We start from the raw sequence: 17143 nt of genomic DNA, 5'->3' as shown, positions 1-17143 counted from the left end.
ACGGACGCTCGGCCTCGTCACCACGCGTAAAAAGGGCGGGGCCCCGGAGAGGTGTCCGGGGCCCGCCCTTTGAACGCTGCCGACGCCTAAGGCGTACTACCGGCCGTCAGTTGTCGTCCTCGTCGATGAGGAAGCCGCGCATCGGCGAGGGAGCCTGCCCCATCGGGGAGGGACCCTGCGGACGTACCGGGGCCATCGGCTGGGTCATCGCCGGGGACATCTGCTGCTGGCCGCCGTAGGACGGGCCGGCCGGGCTCGGTCCACCCATGCCCTGGTTGCCGCCGCCGTAGGACGGGGCGCTCGCGCCGGCCGGAGCCATCGAGGGCGCCGGGGACGGCGGCAGGGAAGCCGTGGCCGGGGTGCGCGGCGGAGCCAGGGAGTCGTCGGCCTGGGTCTCCAGCTGACGCAGCTGGGACTCGAGGTAGGACTTCAGACGCGTACGGTACTCGCGCTCGAAGCCGCGCAGGTCCTCGACCTTGCGCTCCAGCGTGGCGCGGGCGGACTCCAGGGAGCCCATCGCGACGCGGTGCTTCTCCTGCGCGTCCCGCTCCAGGGCGTCGGCCTTGGCACGGGCGTCGCGCTCGAGACCCTCGGCACGCGAACGCGCCTCACCGACGATCTTGTTGGCCTCGGAACGGGCCTCGGCGATCGCCTGGTCGGCGGTCTGCTGGGCCAGCGACAGGACACGGGCGGCGCTGTCGCCACCGGGGCCCTGACCGGGGCCGCCCATCGGGCCACCCATCTGGTGCTGCATGGGCTGGCCGCCCATGGGGCCCTGGCCCATCTGACCCTGACCCATGGGCCCCTGACCCATGGGGCCCTGGCCCATCTGACCCTGGCCCATGGGGCCCTGGCCCATCTGACCCTGGCCCATCGGGCCCTGGCCCATCTGACCCTGGCCCATCGGGCCCTGGCCCATCTGACCCTGGCCCATCTGGCCGGGACCCTGCGGGCCACCCTGGCCACCGCCGGGACCGGCGGGCAACTGCGGGGCACCGCTCGGCAGCTGGGGCGGGCCACCCATGGGGCCGCCCATCTGCTGCTGCGGCGGGCCCGATATGCCGGCGGGCACCGGACCGCCGCGCATGCCTTGCTGCGGCATGCCCTGCTGAGGCATACCCTGCTGCTGCGGAGGCATCCCCTGCTGCTGCTGGTCCTGCGGCTCCGGAGGCTTGCGCATGTTCTGCTGGTTCTGGGCAGCAGCACGCGTGGCCGCGGCCAGCTTGGCGCGCAGGTCCTCGTTCTCCCGGAGCAGGCGGGTCAGTTCGGCTTCGACCTCATCGAGGAAGGCATCGACCTCGTCCTCGTCATAGCCTTCTCGGAGGCGGACGGTCGTGAACTGCTTGTTCCGCACGTCCTCGGGGGTCAACGGCATCTCTTCACCTCAACGTAGTCGTCGGCATTCGGCAAGACCGTATCTCTCACATCGTTCACATCGCGCCTGCTACCAGCGCACGCAGGATAAAAACGATGATCATCAGTACGAAGAAGGACAGGTCGAGCGCCACGCCCCCGAGACGTAGCGGCGGGATGAACCGCCGCAGAAGCTTGAGCGGTGGATCGGTGACAGTGTAGGTGGCCTCCAGGACGACCACCATCGCCTTGCCGGGTTGCCATGAGCGGGCGAACTGGAAGACGTAGTCCATGACCAGCCGGAAGATCAGCACGATGAAGAACACCGTCAGCGCGATGTAGAGGATCGTCATGACCACGCTCATGTCCGGTGTTTCCCTCTCCCCTGTTCCGTGCCGCTCAGTACTGCTGTTGTTCGGTCTGCGTCTCAGCTCTGGTTGAAGAACCCGCCCTCTGCGATGCGGGCCTTGTCCTCCGCCGTGACATCGACGTTAGCAGGCGACAACAGGAACACCTTCTGCGTCACCCGCTCGATGCTGCCGTGAAGACCAAACACCAAACCGGCCGCAAAGTCGACAAGTCGCTTCGCGTCCGTGTCATCCATCTCGGTCAGATTCATGATCACCGGGGTGCCCTCACGGAAGTGTTCCCCGATGGTACGGGCCTCGTTGTAGGTCCGGGGGTGAAGCGTGGTGATCCGGTACGGCTCTCGTTCGGACACGACCTTGGGCATGATCACCGGTGCGTTCTTCTCCAGGGACTGACGTTCTTGTGTGATGGATGCCACGGGCGCGATCCGCGCCGGGCGCCCGGATTCCGCGCTTGGCGAAGCCGGTCTGGCCACCGGCTCGCGCGGTGCGGGCGGTTGGGTGATTCGCACCTCTTCGTCCCTTTGGGACTGATGTGCTCCATGCAACTGATGTGACGGCTCGTGCCGTCGGTGGTCACGCTCGGGCTCAGGGTCGAGCTCGGGTTCGAAGTCGTCGTCGGGGTCGAAACCCCGGCCGTCGTACCCATCGTCCTCCACGAGGCCGAGGTAGACCGCCATCTTGCGCATCGCGCCGGCCATGCTCTGAGTCCTCCGCTCTGTGGTGGATCCGCTGACAACTGCCAAGTCCCGCGGTCCACGCGGCCCTTATGCCGCCTTTCGACGGTAATGACCATATTTTCTGCTGTGGTCCGACTTCCTGGCGACGTTACCCGAGCCTGGGGCGGACTCCGAGTACCGCACTGCCGACGCGTACATGTGTCGCTCCGGCGGCCACGGCCTGTTCGAGGTCCGCGCTCATCCCTGCCGAGACCATGTTCGCAGCCGGATGAGTTCGGCGCAGGTCAGTCGACAAATCCATCAACCGCTCGAACGCCGCCTGCCGGCGTCCGGCGTACTCCCCGGTCAGAGGTGCGACTGTCATCAGGCCTCCGAGCCGGAGCCCCGGAGCGCCCGCCACGAGGTCGGCCAACTCCGCGATTCCGTCGGGGGCGACTCCGCCCCGCTCCCCCCGCGCGCCTTCTCCCGCCGAGGGCTCCCCCGCGTCGAGCGCGACCTGGATGAGGCAGTCGACCTCACGTCCGACGCGCTCGGCCTCCTTCGACAGGGCCGCGACCAGCCGGGGGCGGTCTACGGACTGCACGACATCCGCGTAACCGATCACGGAACGCACCTTGTTGGTCTGCAACTGACCCACGAAGTGCCAGGAAAGGGGCAGATCCGAGCATGCCGCGGCCTTGGGTGCCGCGTCCTGGTCACGGTTCTCGGCGACGTGCCGCACACCGAGTTCCGCCAGGATCCGCACATCGCTCGCCGGGTAGGTCTTGGTGACCACGATCAGGGTCACTTCTTCGCGCTGGCGTCCGGCCGCCGTACAGGCGTCCGTGATGCGCTGTTCCACCCTCGCCAGATTCCCGGCGAGTTGGTCCTTACGGTCTGTCATGTCTCGTCAGCCCAGCCAGACATATCCTGCGAGTCGCCCCGTGGTGCGATCGCGGCGGTACGAGAAGTGGTCGTGCGACTCGCGCGTGCACACCGGCGACTGCTCCCGGTCGTGCACCCCGAGCCGGTCGAGCTGCGCGTGCACCCCGGCGGTCACATCGACCGCGGGAGTGCCCCAGCTCGTCTCGGCGTGCGCGGCCGGCTCGACGGCGGCCACCTCGGCCCGCATCGTCTCCGGCACCTCGTAACACCCGCCGCAGACCGCGGGCCCCGTGCGGACGACGATCCGGGACGGCTCGGCGCCGAGTCCGACCATGGCCCGTACGGCGGAGGGGACGACCCCCGCGACCATTCCGGGCCGGCCGGCATGCGCCGCGGCCACGACACCGGCGACCGGGTCGGCGAGCAGGACGGGCGTGCAGTCGGCGGTGAGGACGGCGAGGGCGAGCCCCCGCTCCCGGGTGACGATCGCGTCGACCTCGGGCACCGGGCGCTCCCCCCAGGGCCCGTCGACGACGGCGACGTCCGCACCGTGCACCTGGTTCATCCAGACGACCCGACCCGCTTCGAGACCCAGCGACCTGGCCGCCGACTCCCGGTTGGTCCGTACGGCCTCGGGGTCGTCGCCGACCGCGCCGCCGAGATTGAGCTCCTCATACGGAGCGGCGCTCACCCCGCCCCACCGGTCGGTGAAGGCGAAGTGCGCGCCGCTCGCGTGTCCGCGCTGTCCTATCACTTCAGGAAGTCCGGCACGTCCAGTTCCTCGGCCGCGCTGTCCGAGTAGCTCCGGGACGGCGGCACCGGCGGGGCGACCGGAATGTCGGCCACCGGCTCGGGCGCCGGCTCCGGCTCCTCCTTCGGGGTCACGCTGCCGAGCGAACCGAAGGTGGGGCGGCTCTCGGGCTGCCGCACCGGGGTGGGCTGCTCCTCGCGGCGGGGCGAGGACGAGGACGAGGAGGCCGAGCCGAGGACGTTGTCCCGGCGGGCCGGGGGCTGTCCCCCGTCGAAGCCGGCCGCGATCACGGTCACCCGGACCTCGTCGCCCAGCGCGTCGTCGATGACCGCGCCGAAGATGATGTTGGCCTCGGGGTGGGCGGCCTCGCTGACCAGCTGGGCAGCCTCGTTGATCTCGAACAGGCCGAGGTCGGAGCCGCCGGAGATGGACAGGAGCACGCCCCGGGCGCCGTCGATGGACGCCTCGAGCAGCGGCGAGGAGATCGCCATCTCGGCGGCGGCCACCGCACGGTCGTCGCCGCGGGCGGAGCCGATGCCCATGAGCGCCGAACCCGCCTCGGACATGACCGACTTGACGTCGGCGAAGTCGAGGTTGATCAGACCGGGCGTCGTGATGAGGTCGGTGATGCCCTGGACACCGGAGAGCAGGACCTGGTCCGCCGACTTGAACGCGTCGAGGACGGAGACCTGGCGGTCCGAGATGGACAGCAGCCGGTCGTTGGGGATGACGATGAGGGTGTCGACCTCTTCGCGGAGTTCGGCGATGCCGTCCTCGGCCTGGTTCGCACGGCGCCGTCCCTCGAAGGTGAACGGGCGTGTGACCACGCCGATGGTGAGGGCGCCGAGGGAACGCGCGATGTTGGCCACGACGGGCGCGCCGCCGGTGCCGGTGCCGCCGCCTTCACCGGCCGTCACGAAGACCATGTCGGCCCCCTTGAGGACCTCCTCGATCTCCTCGCGGTGGTCCTCGGCGGCCTTGCGGCCGACGGCCGGGTTGGCTCCGGCGCCGAGTCCGCGGGTGAGTTCGCGGCCGACGTCGAGTTTGACGTCGGCGTCGCTCATCAACAGAGCCTGGGCGTCCGTGTTGATGGCGATGAACTCGACACCCTTGAGACCGACCTCGATCATCCGGTTGATGGCATTGACACCACCGCCGCCGACACCGATGACTTTGATGACTGCGAGGTAGTTCTGCGGTGCTGCCACGTCGAAGGCCTCTCGCCTCGAGTTACGTGTCGCTGGTTCGCGAGACGCTCTGCGCTCCACGATCCGGCGACTGATGCCGAATGGGACGGTCCGTTTCGCCGACCCGAACCCTAACGCTGAAGTTTAGGGTTACCAGTGTGCCTGTTCCTTGAAGTCTTCTGAACAGGACACTAAGTCGACAAGTGGCGCCCGTTCAACGAACACGCCGAACCTCCCGTTTTTCTTTTCACCCTATGTGATCAGCCGTGTCACTGCCCAACCAGGGTGCTGGCCTGCGCGGATGTGCGTCAACTCCCCGCTGACGCAGGGGCGGTGGGGACACTGACATCGAAGTGCCGTGCGTCCGGGGAGGCTTTCATCAGAGCGAGGATGGTACGGCTCTTCGACGCGCCGTTCTCGGCGCTCCCCCAGGCGACGGTCCGGCCGCCGCTCAACTCCAGCGAGATGTCGTCGTAGGAGCGGACCTTGAGGACGCGGGTGTCACGGGCGACCGCGGGCGGCAGGTCGCCGGCCGCCCGCACGGCCTCACGGACGAGGCGGTCCTCGCCGAAGCGGCGCAGACTCGCGGCGGCCGAGCTCGACGGCGCGAGTTCCGACTCCAGCAGCGGAACGCCCTCGGGTGCCTGGGAGACGGTGGCGAACCGGACGCCCTCGTCGTCCACTTCCACGAAGTTCCGGCCCTTTCGAACGAGCAGGACGGGCCTACGCTCGGTCACTTCCAGGCCGATTCCGTCGGGCCAGGAACGGGTGACGTCGACCGAGTCGACTCGGCGCAGTCCTTCCCGCAGCCGCTCCTCGATCGCTCCGGCGTCGACGGAGATCAGCGGTGAACCCACGGGGACGGCGGCGGCCTCGCGCACCTGGGCCGGCGTCAGAACCGCCGTACCGGAGACGGAGACGCTCTCCACGCGCAGCCACGGGGAGCCGTACAGCAGCCAGCCGCCGCCCACGCCCAGGAGGACGACGGCGAGCGCGATGATGATGATCGTACGAAATCGTCGTGGGCCGAGCCGCCGGACAAGGGGCGGGCCGGACGACTCCTGTTGGCGTGCACCGCGCTCGGCGGTGGCGGGTCCGGCCACGCGCACTCCCTTTCCTGGCCCGTTCCCCTCCGGGGCGCCGCCGGATGTCCAGAGCCCGACCGCGCTCGGCCCTCCGGGCCTCCGCTCGCTCGCGCTCTCGACACCGACGCACCCCTTCGGCTCACTCGCCGATGCGTTTGCTAATGGTGGGCACGGCTGGCGGCGATCGCCTCGTACACCATGCCGACGAGCAGGTCGTCGGCGTCCCGGCGGCCGAACTCGCCCGCGGCGCGGGACATCTCGTACAGCCGGTGCGGATCGGCCAGTACGGGCAGGACGTTCTCCCGGATCCACTCCGGGGTCAGTTCCGCGTCGTCGACCAGCAGACCGCCGCCGGCCTTGACCACCGGCTGGGCGTTCAGCCGCTGTTCGCCGTTGCCGATGGGCAGCGGGACGTAGGCGGCGGGAAGTCCGACGGCGGAGAGCTCGGCGACGGTCATCGCGCCCGCGCGGCAGAGCATCATGTCGGCCGCGGCGTACGCGAGATCCATCCGGTCCACGTACGGTACCGGGATGTACGGGGGCATTCCAGGCATCTGCTGGACGGCGGGCAGTTCGTTCTTCGGACCGACCGCGTGCAGGATCTGGATGCCGGCCTGCTGGAGCCAGGGCGCGACCTGCTGGATCACCTCGTTGAGGCGGCGGGCACCCTGCGAACCACCCGAGACGAGCAGCGTCGGCAGGTTCGGGTCGAGGCCGAACACGTGCCGTGCCTCGGGGCGCGCTGCGGCCCGGTCCAGGGTGGCGATGGAGCGGCGCAGCGGGATGCCGATGTAGCGGGCGTCGCGCAGCTTGCTGTCGGGCGTGGAGACGGCGACGCGGGCGGCGTACCGCGAGCCGATCTTGTTGGCCAGGCCCGGGCGGGCGTTGGCCTCGTGGATGACGATCGGCACACCCCGGCGCTTGGCCGCCAGATAGGCGGGCAGGGCCACGTATCCGCCGAAGCCGACGACGACGTCGGCGTTCGTGCGCTCCAGGATCTGCTCGGTCGCCTTGATCGTGCCGCGCAGCCGGCCCGGCACGGTGATCAGCTCGGGGGTCGGCTTGCGCGGCAGCGGCACCGCGGGGATCAGCGCCAGCTCGTAACCCCGCTGGGGTACGAGCGTGGTCTCCAGACCGCGCTCCGTGCCCAGGGCCGTGATCCCCACCGAGGGGTCCTGCCTGCGCAGGGCGTCCGCGAGGGCGAGCGCGGGCTCGATGTGGCCGGCGGTCCCCCCACCAGCGAGTACGACATGCACCGAAATTCACCGCTCTCCGGACGTACGCGCCGCCGAGGCACGCCGTCTCATCGTGTTCCATCTCCGGGGCCCCGTCAGGCCCCCGGCCCCCCGCTTTCTACCAAAGCGTGGGGGCCGCATCGCAAGCGCCGCCCGCGCAGCGGGCTCGTCGCGTGCGAAGGCGATCAGCAGCCCGATGGCGAACATGGTCGGCAGCAGGGCGGACCCCCCGTAGGAGAACAGCGGAAGCGGGACACCGGCGATCGGCAGCAGGCCGAGCACCGCACCGATGTTGATCACGGCCTGGGCCGTGATCCAGGTGGTCACGCCTCCCGCGGCATACCTGACGAAGGGGTCCTCCGTGCGTCCGGCCACGCGGATACCCGCATAGCCTAGAGCCGCGAACAGGGCGAGCACCGACAGCGTCCCCGCGAGACCCAGTTCCTCGCCGGTGACAGCGAAGATGAAGTCGGTGTGCGCCTCGGGGAGTTGACCCCATTTCTCCACACTCGCGCCGAGCCCGGAACCGAAGATGCCGCCTGAGGCGAGGGCGTAGATCCCGTGCACGGCCTGCCAGCAGTCGGCCGCCCCGGACTTCGGTTCGGTGGCCCCGATGCAGGCGAGCCGGGCCATGCGGTTCGGGCTGGTCCTGATGAGGATCACGCCGATCAGGGCGGCGATCGAGAGCACACCCGCGAAGAGGCGGGTGGGTGCGCCCGCCAGCCACAGCAGGCCGAACAGGATCGCCGTGAGGATGATCGCCGTTCCCATGTCTCCGCCGAGCATGATCAGGCCCAGCAGCATGAACGCGACCGGCACGAGCGGCACCAGCAGATGCTTCCACTGGCTCAGCAGCCTCTTGTCCTGCTTGCGGGCCAGCAGGTCGGCGCCCCACAGCACCAGTGCGAGCTTGCCGAACTCGCTGGGCTGGATCTGGAACGAGCCGCCGAGCGAGATCCAGTTCTGGTTGCCGTTGACCGCCATCCCTATCCCCGGCACCTGCACCAGGACCATCAGGCAGACGGCGCCCGCGAGGATCGGGTAGGCCAGCGCCCGGTGCAGTCTCACCGGCATCCGGGAGGCGGCCAGCATCAGCAGCCCGCCGATGGCGGCCGCGAGGAACTGCTTGCGGAAGAAGAACGAGCCGGGCAGCGACATCTGCAACGCGGTGATCTGCGAGGCCGAGTAGACCATCACCAGGCCCAGCACGGTGATCAGCAGGCTGCCGCCGAGGATCAGGTAGTAGGCGGTCAGCGGCCGGTCCCAGGCCTTGCGGGCACGCGTGTGGAGCCGCAGCGCGGGGTTGTCGCGCGGCGGCCCGGCGGCGGGTCTGCGGACGGTCCGCTGCACGGGCGGCCGCCCGGTACGGCTACCGGGCACCGCAGCCCCCGGTGAACGTCGGCCTCGACGGTCCCACGCGTCCTCCCAAGGTCCGCCCGGCAGGCGGCCGGGTCAGGCGCCGAGTTCGCGAACGGCCTCCGCGAACGCGTCACCGCGCTGGTTGTAGTTGACGAACATGTCCATGGAGGCGCAGGCCGGGGCGAGCAGTACGGTGTCGCCCTCGACGGCGAGTCCGCGGGCCTCCCGGACAGCCGCGAGCATCGCCCCAGTGTCGGTCCGGTCGAGGTCGACGACCGGTACCTGCGGGGCGTGTCGCGCCAGGGCTTCACGGATCAGGGCCCGATCGGCGCCGATGAGCACGACCCCGCGCAGCCGCTTCGCCGACTTGGCGACCAGCTCGTCGAAGGTCGCCCCCTTGGCGAGCCCGCCGGCGATCCACACGATCGACTCGTACGCCGCCAACGAGGCTTGCGCCGCATGGGTGTTGGTGGCCTTGGAGTCGTCGACGTACGCGACGCCGTCCAGGTCCGCCACGTGGGCGATCCGGTGGGCGTCCGGGGTGAAGGCCCGCAGCCCGTCCCGTACGGCCGTGGCGGGCACCCCGAAGGCTCGCGCGAGGGCCGCCGCGGCAAGCGCGTTGGCGATGTTGTGCGGAGCCGGCGGGTTGACGTCGGAGACCTCGGCCAGTTCCTGGGCGTTCTTCTGCCGGTTCTCGACGAAGGCGCGGTCGACCAGGATGCCGTCCACGACGCCGAGTTGGGAGGGGCCCGGGGTGCCGAGCGTGAAGCCGACGGCCCGGCAGCCCTCCTCGACGTCCGCCTCGCGCACCAGGTCCTCGGTGGCCTTGTCGGCCACGTTGTAGACACAGGCGACCCGATTGCCCTCGTAGACGCGGCCCTTGTCCTTGGCGTACGCCTCCATGGAGCCGTGCCAGTCGAGGTGGTCCGGGGCGAGGTTCAGCACGGTGGCCGAGTGGGCGCGCAGGGAGGGCGCCCAGTGCAGTTGGTAGCTGGAGAGTTCCACGGCGAGGACGTCGTAGCGCTCCTCGCCGAGGACGGCGTCCAGCAGCGAGACGCCGATGTTGCCGACGGCCGCCGTACGCAGGCCGGCCGCCTTCAGGATGGACGCCAGCATCTGGGTGGTGGTGGTCTTGCCGTTGGTGCCGGTGACGCAGAGCCAGGGGGCCGCGTCGGGTCCCCTGAGGCGCCAGGCGAGTTCGACGTCGCCCCACACCGGCACACCGGCCGCGGCCGCCGCCGTGAACAGCGGCTTGTCCGGCTTCCAGCCGGGCGCTGTGACGATCAGTTCGGTGCCCTCGGGCAGGGTCGCCCCGTCACCGAGGCGCACGGTGACGCCCAGTTCCCCAAGCCCCGCGGCCTGCTCGCGCGCGCGGGCGTCGTCGCCGTCGTTGACGACGGTGACGTTCGCGCCGAGCCCGTGCAGCACCTTGGCCGCCGGGACGCCGGAGACGCCGAGCCCGGCGACGGTGACGTTCTTCCCCTGCCAGTCGGTCACTTTTCTGCTGCCCATCCCGCGTAGAAGAGGCCCAGTCCGACGATCACGCAGATGCCCTGGATGATCCAGAACCGGACCACGACGAGGACTTCGGACCAGCCCTTGAGTTCGAAGTGGTGCTGAAGTGGCGCCATGCGGAAGACGCGCTTGCCGGTCATCCGGAAGGAGCCGACCTGGATGACCACGGACATGGTGATGAGGACGAACAGGCCGCCCAGGATGGCCATCAGCAGCTCGGTGCGGGAGCAGATGGCGAGGCCGGCGAGGACACCGCCGAGGGCCAGCGAACCCGTGTCCCCCATGAAGATCTTGGCGGGCGAGGTGTTCCACCACAGGAAGCCCAGGCAGGCACCCATGAGGGCGGCGGAGACGACCGCGAGGTCGAGCGGGTCGCGCACCTCAAAACAGGCGTTGGGGTTGGTCAGGGTCTCGCCGTTGGCGCAGGACTCCTGGAACTGCCAGACACCGATGAAGGTGTACGCGCCGAAGACCAGGACGGACGCTCCGGTGGCGAGACCGTCGAGACCGTCGGTGAGGTTCACGCCGTTCGACATCGCGAGGATCATGAACAGCGCCCAGACCACGAACAGCACCGGGCCGATGGTCCACCCGAAATCCGTGATGAACGACAGCTTCGTGGAGGCCGGGGTGTTGTTGCGGGAGTCCGCGAACTGAAGGGACAGCACGGCGAAGCCGATGCCCACGATCAGCTGGCCGGCCATCTTCGCCTTGGCCCGCAGACCGAGCGAACGCCGCTTGACGATCTTGATGTAGTCGTCGAGGAAGCCGACCAGTCCCATGCCGACCATCAGACCCAGCACCAGCAGACCCGAGTAGGTCGGCGGCTTGCCCGTGATGACCTTGGACAAAAAGTACGCCGCGACGGTCGCCAGGATGAAGGCGATACCGCCCATGGTGGGCGTACCGCGCTTGCTGGCGTGCTCGCGCGGGCCGTCGTCGCGGATGTACTGGCCGTACCCCTTGCGGGCGAGCAACTTGATCAGCAGCGGAGTGCCGACCATCGTCAGGAAGAGGCCCAGCACACCCGCGAACAGGATCTGATTCATCATCGCGCGGCGACCTCTCCCTCGGCACCGGTCTCCAGCAGCGCCTGCGCGACGCCCTCCAGACCGACCGAACGGGACGCCTTCACGAGTACGACGTCTCCCGGGCGCAACTCGCTGCGCAACAGGTCGACAGCCGCCTGTGCGTCGGACACGTGCACCGACTCCTCACCCCACGAACCCTCGTTGTATGCGCCCAGTTGCAGCCAGGCGGCTTCCCTGCCCCCGACCGCGACGAGCTTGCCGACATTGAGCCGGACGGCGAGCCGTCCGACCGCGTCGTGCTCGGCGAGCGCCTCGTCCCCGAGCTCGGCCATCTTGCCGAGCACCGCCCACGTACGACGTCCCTTGCCCATGGCCGCGAGCGCGCGCAGGGCCGCTCGCATGGACTCGGGGTTCGCGTTGTAGGCGTCGTTGACGATCGTCACGCCGTCCGGGCGCTCGGTGACCTCCATCCGCCAGCGGGAGAGGGAGCCCGCCTCGGAGAGCGCGGTGGCGATCTCTTCCGCGGACATACCCAGCTCATGGGCGACGGCGGCCGCGGCGAGCGCGTTCGACACGTGGTGCTCACCGTACAGGCGCATGGTCACATCACTTGCACCGGAGGGTGTGTGGAGCCTGAAGGCGGGCTGTCCGGTGTCCGTGAGTCTCACGTTCTCGGCGCGTACGTCCGCTTCGTCGGACTCTCCGAAAAGGACCACCTTCGCCTTCGTACGGGAGGCCATGGCCCGGACCAGGGGGTCGTCGGCGTTGAGGACCGCCGCGCCGCCCTCGCTCGCCGGGGGCAGGCTCTCGACGAGTTCGCCCTTCGCCTGGGCGATCTGCTCGCGGCCGCCGAACTCGCCGATGTGGGCGGTGCCGACGTTCAGCACCAGGCCGATCTTCGGCGGGGTCAGACCGGTGAGGTAGCGGATGTGGCCGATGCCGCGGGCGCCCATCTCCAGCACGAGGAACTTCGTCTCCTCGGTGGCGGTCAGGGCGGTCAGCGGCAGCCCGATCTCGTTGTTGAGCGAGCCGGGCGTGAACACCGTCGGCGCCTTGCGCCGCAGGACCTGGGCGATGAGGTCCTTGGTGCTGGTCTTGCCGGCCGAGCCGGTGAGGGCGACGAGGGTCGTGCCGAGCGTGCGCACGACGTGCCGGGCGAGGGCGCCGAGCGCCGTCTGGACGTCGTCCACGACGATCGCGGGCACGCCGACGGGGCGCGAGGCCAGTACGGCCGCCGCGCCCGCCTCGACGACCGCCCGCGCGTAGTCGTGGCCGTCCACCCGTTCGCCGACGAAGGCGACGAAGAGGCTGCCGGGCTCCACCTCTCGGGAGTCCCGGACGACGGGCCCGGTGACCTGTACGGACGGATCCGGTATGTCGTACGTCTGCCCGCCGACGACTGCTGCGATCTCGGCGAGGGAGAGGGCGATCACAAGTTCATCCCTGGGTCTTCTGGATAGCTTCGCGAAGCACCTGGCGGTCGTCGAAGGGACGGACCACACCGGCGATGTCCTGGCCCTGCTCGTGGCCCTTGCCCGCGACCAGCACGGTGTCCCCGGGACGCGCCCGGCCTACGGCGGCGGCGATCGCGGCGGCCCGGTCCTCGAACAGCTGTACCTCGCCGCGCTCGTGGGCCGGCACGGACGCGGCGCCCTGGAGCATCGTCGCGAGGATCGCGAGGGGGTCCTCGGAACGGGGGTTGTCGGAGGTCAGTACGGCGGTGTCGGCGAGCCGGGCCACGGCGGCGCCCATCGGGGCCCGCTTGGTGGTGTCGCGGTCGCCGCCGCAACCGAGCACCACGTGCAGCCGACCCTTGGTGACCTTGCGCAGCGCCTTGAGCACCGACTCGACGGCGTCCGTCTTGTGCGCGTAGTCGACGACCGCGAGGTAGTCCTGTCCGGCGTCCACCCGCTCCAGCCGGCCCGGCACGCCCGGTACGGCGGCCACGCCGTCGGCGGCTGTCTGCGGGTCCAGCCCGGCGACGGCGAGGGCGACGATGGCGCCGAGGCTGTTGGCCACGTTGAACGGGCCGGCGATCGGCGACCTGGCGGCGATCCGCTCGCCGTTCGGGCCGAGGACGGTGAACGTCGAGTCCATCGGGCCGACCTGGACGTCCACGGCCCGCCAGTCGGCGTCGGGGTGGCCCTCGGCGGAGAACGTGACGACCGGGACGGTGGCCTCGCCGGCCAGCCGGCGGCCGTACTCGTCGTCGACGTTGACGACACCGAGTTTGCTGCGCTGCGGGGTGAACAGCTGCGCCTTCGCCCGGAAGTAGTCCTCCATGTCGGAGTGGAACTCCATGTGTTCCGGGCTGAGGTTGGTGAACACGGCGATGTCGAAGACGCAGCCGTCGACCCGGCCGAGGACCAGGGCGTGGCTGGAGACCTCCATCGCGACCGCCTCGACGCCGCGTTCGCGCATGACGGCGAAGAGGGCCTGGAGGTCGGTGGCCTCGGGGGTGGTGCGCTCGGACTTGATGCGCTCGTCGCCGATGCGCATCTCCACCGTGCCGATCAGCCCGGTGGTCTTGGCCGACTTCAGGCCGCCCTCGACGAGATAGGCGGTGGTGGTCTTGCCGGAGGTGCCGGTGATGCCGATCTGGAGCAGCTCGCGGCCGGGGTGGCCGTAGATCGTGGCGGCCAGCTCCCCCATCCGCCCGCGCGGGTCGTCGACGACCAGGACCGGCAGGCCACTGGCGGCGGCCCGCTCGGCGCCGGCCGGATCGGTCAGCACGGCGACCGCGCCGAGGCCCGCGGCCTGGGTGGCGAAGTCGGCGCCGTGCAGGCGGGCGCCCGGGAGGGCGGCGTACAGGTCGCCGGGGCGGACGGCGCGTGAGTCGTGGGTGATGCCCGTGACCTGCGCGGCGCTGCCCGGCTGCTCGGCACCCAGCTGGCCGGCCAGCTCCGCCAGGGGTGCGGCGGAGACGTGAACCGGTCGCGGCGGCCCCGGATATGTCACGGAAGCGCCCTTCTGAGTGGTTGGGGACTGATCAGCGTGTGGCACGGCGGTGAGCGTACCGGGCGTGGCTGGTCCGGAGCGAAGCGAGGCGGCGGGTGGTGCCTGGTTCGCGGGATCGGGAGTGATCATGGTCACGGCTGGTTCCCTGGCTGGTTCGGCGCTGAACACTGGCGGGCGGACTGGGCTGTGGGCTGGCTGCCGGCTGGCTTACCGGCTGGGTCAGGGGGCGAAGGAGACCGGGAGGTTCGCGGGCTTCCCCCCGGTCGGCGGGATCTGGAGCGTCTTCAGGGAGAACTCCATGACCTGCTTGAAGATCGGGCCGCAGATCTGGCCGCCGAAGTAGCTGCCCTCGGTGGCGTTCTGGATCGCGCAGTACACCGTCACCCGGGGGTTGTCGGCGGGCGCGAATCCGGCGAACGACGAGGTGTAGCCGTGGTACTTGCCGGTGGCCGGATCCACGCGGTTCGCGGTACCCGTCTTGCCCGCCACGCGGTAGCCGGGGATGCGCGCCTTGGTGCCGGTCCCCTCCACGTCGTCCACGACCGACTCCAGCATCTGCGCGAGGGACTTGGCCGTCTTCTGGCTGACCACGCGTGTCTTGCGGGGGGCCTCGGCGGGGGTGAAGCGGCCGTCGGGACCCTTGGTGCCGCGCACCAGGCTCGGCTCGACGCGCACGCCGCCGTTGGCGATCGTCGAGTAGACGGAGGCCGCCTGGAGGGCGTTGATGGAGACGCCCTGGCCGAAAGGGATCGTGTACTGCTGCGAGGTCGACCAGTCGCCGGGCGCCGCGAGGATGCCCTTCGTCTCACCGGGGAAGCCGAGCCCGGTGTGGCTGCCGATGCCGAACTTGCGCAGGTAGGAGTAGAGGGTCCGGTTCGCCTGCGCCTGGGTCTTGCCGAGCTGGCCGGTCGCCAGGATCGTGCCGATGTTGCTGGACTTGGCGAGCACGCCGTTGAGCGTGAGGTACCAGGTGGCGTGGTCGATGTCGTCCTGGAAGAGCCGGTCGCCGCGGTGCAGCCGGTTGGGCACGGTGACGTGCGTGAGCGGCGTGGCGGCGTTCTCCTCCAGTACGGCGGCCATGGACATGACCTTGGCGGTGGAGCCGGGCTCGAAGGCGTCCTGGAGGGCCGCGTTGCCGAGGGCCTCGGGGCTCGCCTCGGACAGGTCGTTGGGATCGAACCCCGGCGAATTGGCCAGCGCGAGGATCTCGCCGGTGCGGGTGTCCTGGACGATGACGTAGCCACGGTCCGCCTTGGACGCCCTCACCTGCTCGGCGATGGCGTTCTGCGCGGCCCACTGGATGTCCCGGTCGATCGTCAGCTCGACGTCGGAGCCGGGCACGGCCGGGGTCTCGGTGGAACCCACGGTGGGCACCTGGCGGCCGCCGGACTGGGCGTAGCGGATCTTGCCGTCCTTGCCGGCCAGGGTGGTGTTCAGCTGCTGCTCGATGCCGCCGCCACCCTTGCCCTCGGTGTTCACCCAGCCCAGTATCGCGGCGGCCAGCTCACCGTTGGGGTACACCCGCTTGCTGCTGGGGACGGAGAAGACGCCGGCCAGGACGTTGACCGTGGCGGGGTCCGACCCGGCCTTGGTGGCGAGCGCGGACTTCAGGTCCCTGATCTGCTTCCAGACCTGCGGGGTCTGCCGGCCGGCCAGCTTGGCGTAGCGCGCGTTCGGGTCGGCGGGGCGCAGCTTCCCGACGAGCGCGGACTGCTCCTGGCCCAGGATCGGGGCGAGAAGGGCGGCCGCCTGTTCGGGACCGTCGTCGATCTTCAGCTGGTCGGGGGCGAACATCGTGGGGTCGGCCGTGATGTCGTAGGCGTCCTCGCTGGAGGCGAGGGCCACGCCCGAGCGGTCGGTGATCTCACCTCGCTCGGCGGCCAGGACCTGGCCGACGTACCGGTTCTGCTCCGCCTTGGCGGCGTAGGTGCTGGCGTCGACGGCCTGCACCTGGAGCAGACGGACCACGAAGGCGATCATCACCAGCGTCAGCGCCAGGCCGACCAGACGCAGCCGGGGGCGCGGGCTGCCGAGCCGGATGACGCGGGAGGACGCGGGCCTCGCGGCGGCCGGGCGGCGGGCGGGCCGGGCTCCGGCTCCCGGTCGGCGCTGGGCGGGCGCGGGGCGGGCGGGCCGGGCGGGGCCGGGCACGCGCCGGCGCGGCGGTTGCCTGTCGGACACTTCCGTCACCTGCCGGGAGTCGTGGGAGTGGCTGTGGTCGCAGAGACGCCGGGGGCGGTGGCCACCGGGTCGGCCCCGGCAGCGTCGGGGGCGGTGGTCGCCGGCGGACCGGCCGGGGGGAGGGCCGGTATGGTCGCGATGGCCTCGGGGGGCCGTACGGCGACCGGAGTGTCCGCCGGGGAGCGCGGAGCGGCGGCCGAGGGGACGCCCTTCACCGTGCCGTCGGGGCCGAGGAAGGCCGGGTCGCCGCCGGGCACCATGCCCAGTTCGCGGGCACGGCGCTGGAGGGCGTCCGGGGCGGAGTAGGAGTCGATGTCCCGCTGGAGCGCCTGTTCCTCGTCGGTGAGGTTCTTGGTGTCCTGCTGGAGGTCGTCCATCTTGAACGAGCCCTCGCTGAGCGCGGAGTTCAGCACCAGCAGACCGATCAGACCGCCGCCGAGAAGCAGCACGACGAGCAGCACGAACGGCGTGCGGGCCGCCTGTCGCGGTCGGGCCGGGAAGATCCGCGCGAGCCGGGCGGCCCGCCCCTTCAGCCGGGGTTTCCTGCTCACTCGCCCTCCCCTGGGCCGTCGGTCG

General features: G+C 70.6%; 15 protein-coding genes. All 15 read right to left on the bottom strand.

Translation table 11 applies throughout. From position 1 onward, the window contains the following. Nucleotides 1-106 precede the first annotated feature (106 nt). On the bottom strand, nucleotides 107-1375 hold the full coding sequence (locus ACZ5Y0_RS25925; RefSeq protein ID WP_469131081.1) for a DivIVA domain-containing protein: 1269 nt from the start codon (nucleotides 1373-1375) through the stop codon (nucleotides 107-109). A gap of 55 nt (nucleotides 1376-1430) precedes the next feature. Next, nucleotides 1431-1718 carry a YggT family protein gene (locus ACZ5Y0_RS25920; RefSeq protein WP_469131080.1) on the bottom strand — a complete coding sequence of 96 codons (288 nt, stop codon included), beginning with the start codon at nucleotides 1716-1718 and terminating at the stop codon, nucleotides 1431-1433. 62 nt (nucleotides 1719-1780) lie between these two features. Further along, a complete protein-coding gene (locus ACZ5Y0_RS25915; RefSeq protein WP_469131079.1) occupies nucleotides 1781-2422 on the bottom strand; it encodes a cell division protein SepF in 642 nt (213 codons plus the stop codon). A gap of 127 nt (nucleotides 2423-2549) precedes the next feature. Continuing rightward, nucleotides 2550-3284, bottom strand: coding sequence for a YggS family pyridoxal phosphate-dependent enzyme (locus ACZ5Y0_RS25910; protein WP_469131078.1), 735 nt, complete (start codon nucleotides 3282-3284; stop codon nucleotides 2550-2552). 6 nt (nucleotides 3285-3290) lie between these two features. Further along, nucleotides 3291-4019, bottom strand: coding sequence for a peptidoglycan editing factor PgeF (pgeF, locus tag ACZ5Y0_RS25905; RefSeq protein ID WP_469131077.1), 729 nt, complete (start codon nucleotides 4017-4019; stop codon nucleotides 3291-3293). Next, nucleotides 4016-5224 (bottom strand): cell division protein FtsZ, encoded by a 1209-nt coding sequence (gene ftsZ, locus ACZ5Y0_RS25900; RefSeq protein ID WP_469131076.1) that lies wholly within the window; start codon nucleotides 5222-5224, stop codon nucleotides 4016-4018. Before ftsZ ends, pgeF begins: the two co-directional genes overlap by 4 nt. Nucleotides 5225-5511: 287 nt before the next feature. After that, nucleotides 5512-6306 (bottom strand): cell division protein FtsQ/DivIB, encoded by a 795-nt coding sequence (locus tag ACZ5Y0_RS25895; RefSeq protein ID WP_469131075.1) that lies wholly within the window; start codon nucleotides 6304-6306, stop codon nucleotides 5512-5514. A gap of 140 nt (nucleotides 6307-6446) precedes the next feature. After that, entirely contained in the window at nucleotides 6447-7544 is a 1098-nt protein-coding gene (gene murG / locus ACZ5Y0_RS25890; protein WP_469131074.1) for an undecaprenyldiphospho-muramoylpentapeptide beta-N-acetylglucosaminyltransferase, read from the bottom strand. 6 nt (nucleotides 7545-7550) lie between these two features. Then, entirely contained in the window at nucleotides 7551-8903 is a 1353-nt protein-coding gene (gene ftsW, locus ACZ5Y0_RS25885) for a putative lipid II flippase FtsW (protein ID WP_469131073.1), read from the bottom strand. Between the two features lie 72 nt (nucleotides 8904-8975). Then, complete coding sequence (murD, locus tag ACZ5Y0_RS25880; RefSeq protein WP_469131072.1) at nucleotides 8976-10394, bottom strand: UDP-N-acetylmuramoyl-L-alanine--D-glutamate ligase; 1419 nt, start codon at nucleotides 10392-10394, stop codon at nucleotides 8976-8978. After that, complete coding sequence (mraY, locus tag ACZ5Y0_RS25875; protein ID WP_469131071.1) at nucleotides 10376-11449, bottom strand: phospho-N-acetylmuramoyl-pentapeptide-transferase; 1074 nt, start codon at nucleotides 11447-11449, stop codon at nucleotides 10376-10378. Before mraY ends, murD begins: the two co-directional genes overlap by 19 nt. Then, entirely contained in the window at nucleotides 11446-12861 is a 1416-nt protein-coding gene (locus ACZ5Y0_RS25870; RefSeq protein ID WP_469131070.1) for a UDP-N-acetylmuramoyl-tripeptide--D-alanyl-D-alanine ligase, read from the bottom strand. The genes mraY and ACZ5Y0_RS25870 overlap by 4 nt, the downstream gene beginning before the upstream one ends. A gap of 4 nt (nucleotides 12862-12865) precedes the next feature. Further along, complete coding sequence (locus ACZ5Y0_RS25865) at nucleotides 12866-14386, bottom strand: UDP-N-acetylmuramoyl-L-alanyl-D-glutamate--2,6-diaminopimelate ligase (RefSeq protein WP_469131069.1); 1521 nt, start codon at nucleotides 14384-14386, stop codon at nucleotides 12866-12868. A gap of 219 nt (nucleotides 14387-14605) precedes the next feature. Further along, nucleotides 14606-16567: a peptidoglycan D,D-transpeptidase FtsI family protein gene (locus ACZ5Y0_RS25860; RefSeq protein WP_469131068.1), complete on the bottom strand. Its 1962-nt coding sequence runs from the start codon at nucleotides 16565-16567 to the stop codon at nucleotides 14606-14608. A gap of 5 nt (nucleotides 16568-16572) precedes the next feature. Continuing rightward, a complete protein-coding gene (ftsL, locus tag ACZ5Y0_RS25855; protein WP_469131067.1) occupies nucleotides 16573-17118 on the bottom strand; it encodes a cell division protein FtsL in 546 nt (181 codons plus the stop codon). Nucleotides 17119-17143 lie beyond the last annotated feature (25 nt).

This window comes from Streptomyces sp. NPDC033216, from assembly GCF_055577115.1.
Note: the sequence above shows the minus strand (reverse complement) of the source record. Positions and strands in the feature narration are given on the sequence as shown.

Coding starts and splice junctions, on each gene's coding strand:
- ACZ5Y0_RS25925 (WP_469131081.1), bottom strand. CDS start 1,375: ATGCCGTTGACCCCCGAGGACGTGCGGAACAAGCAGTTCACGACCGTC.
- ACZ5Y0_RS25920 (WP_469131080.1), bottom strand. CDS start 1,718: ATGAGCGTGGTCATGACGATCCTCTACATCGCGCTGACGGTGTTCTTC.
- ACZ5Y0_RS25915 (WP_469131079.1), bottom strand. CDS start 2,422: ATGGCCGGCGCGATGCGCAAGATGGCGGTCTACCTCGGCCTCGTGGAG.
- ACZ5Y0_RS25910 (WP_469131078.1), bottom strand. CDS start 3,284: ATGACAGACCGTAAGGACCAACTCGCCGGGAATCTGGCGAGGGTGGAA.
- murD (WP_469131072.1), bottom strand. CDS start 10,394: ATGGGCAGCAGAAAAGTGACCGACTGGCAGGGGAAGAACGTCACCGTC.
- mraY (WP_469131071.1), bottom strand. CDS start 11,449: ATGATGAATCAGATCCTGTTCGCGGGTGTGCTGGGCCTCTTCCTGACG.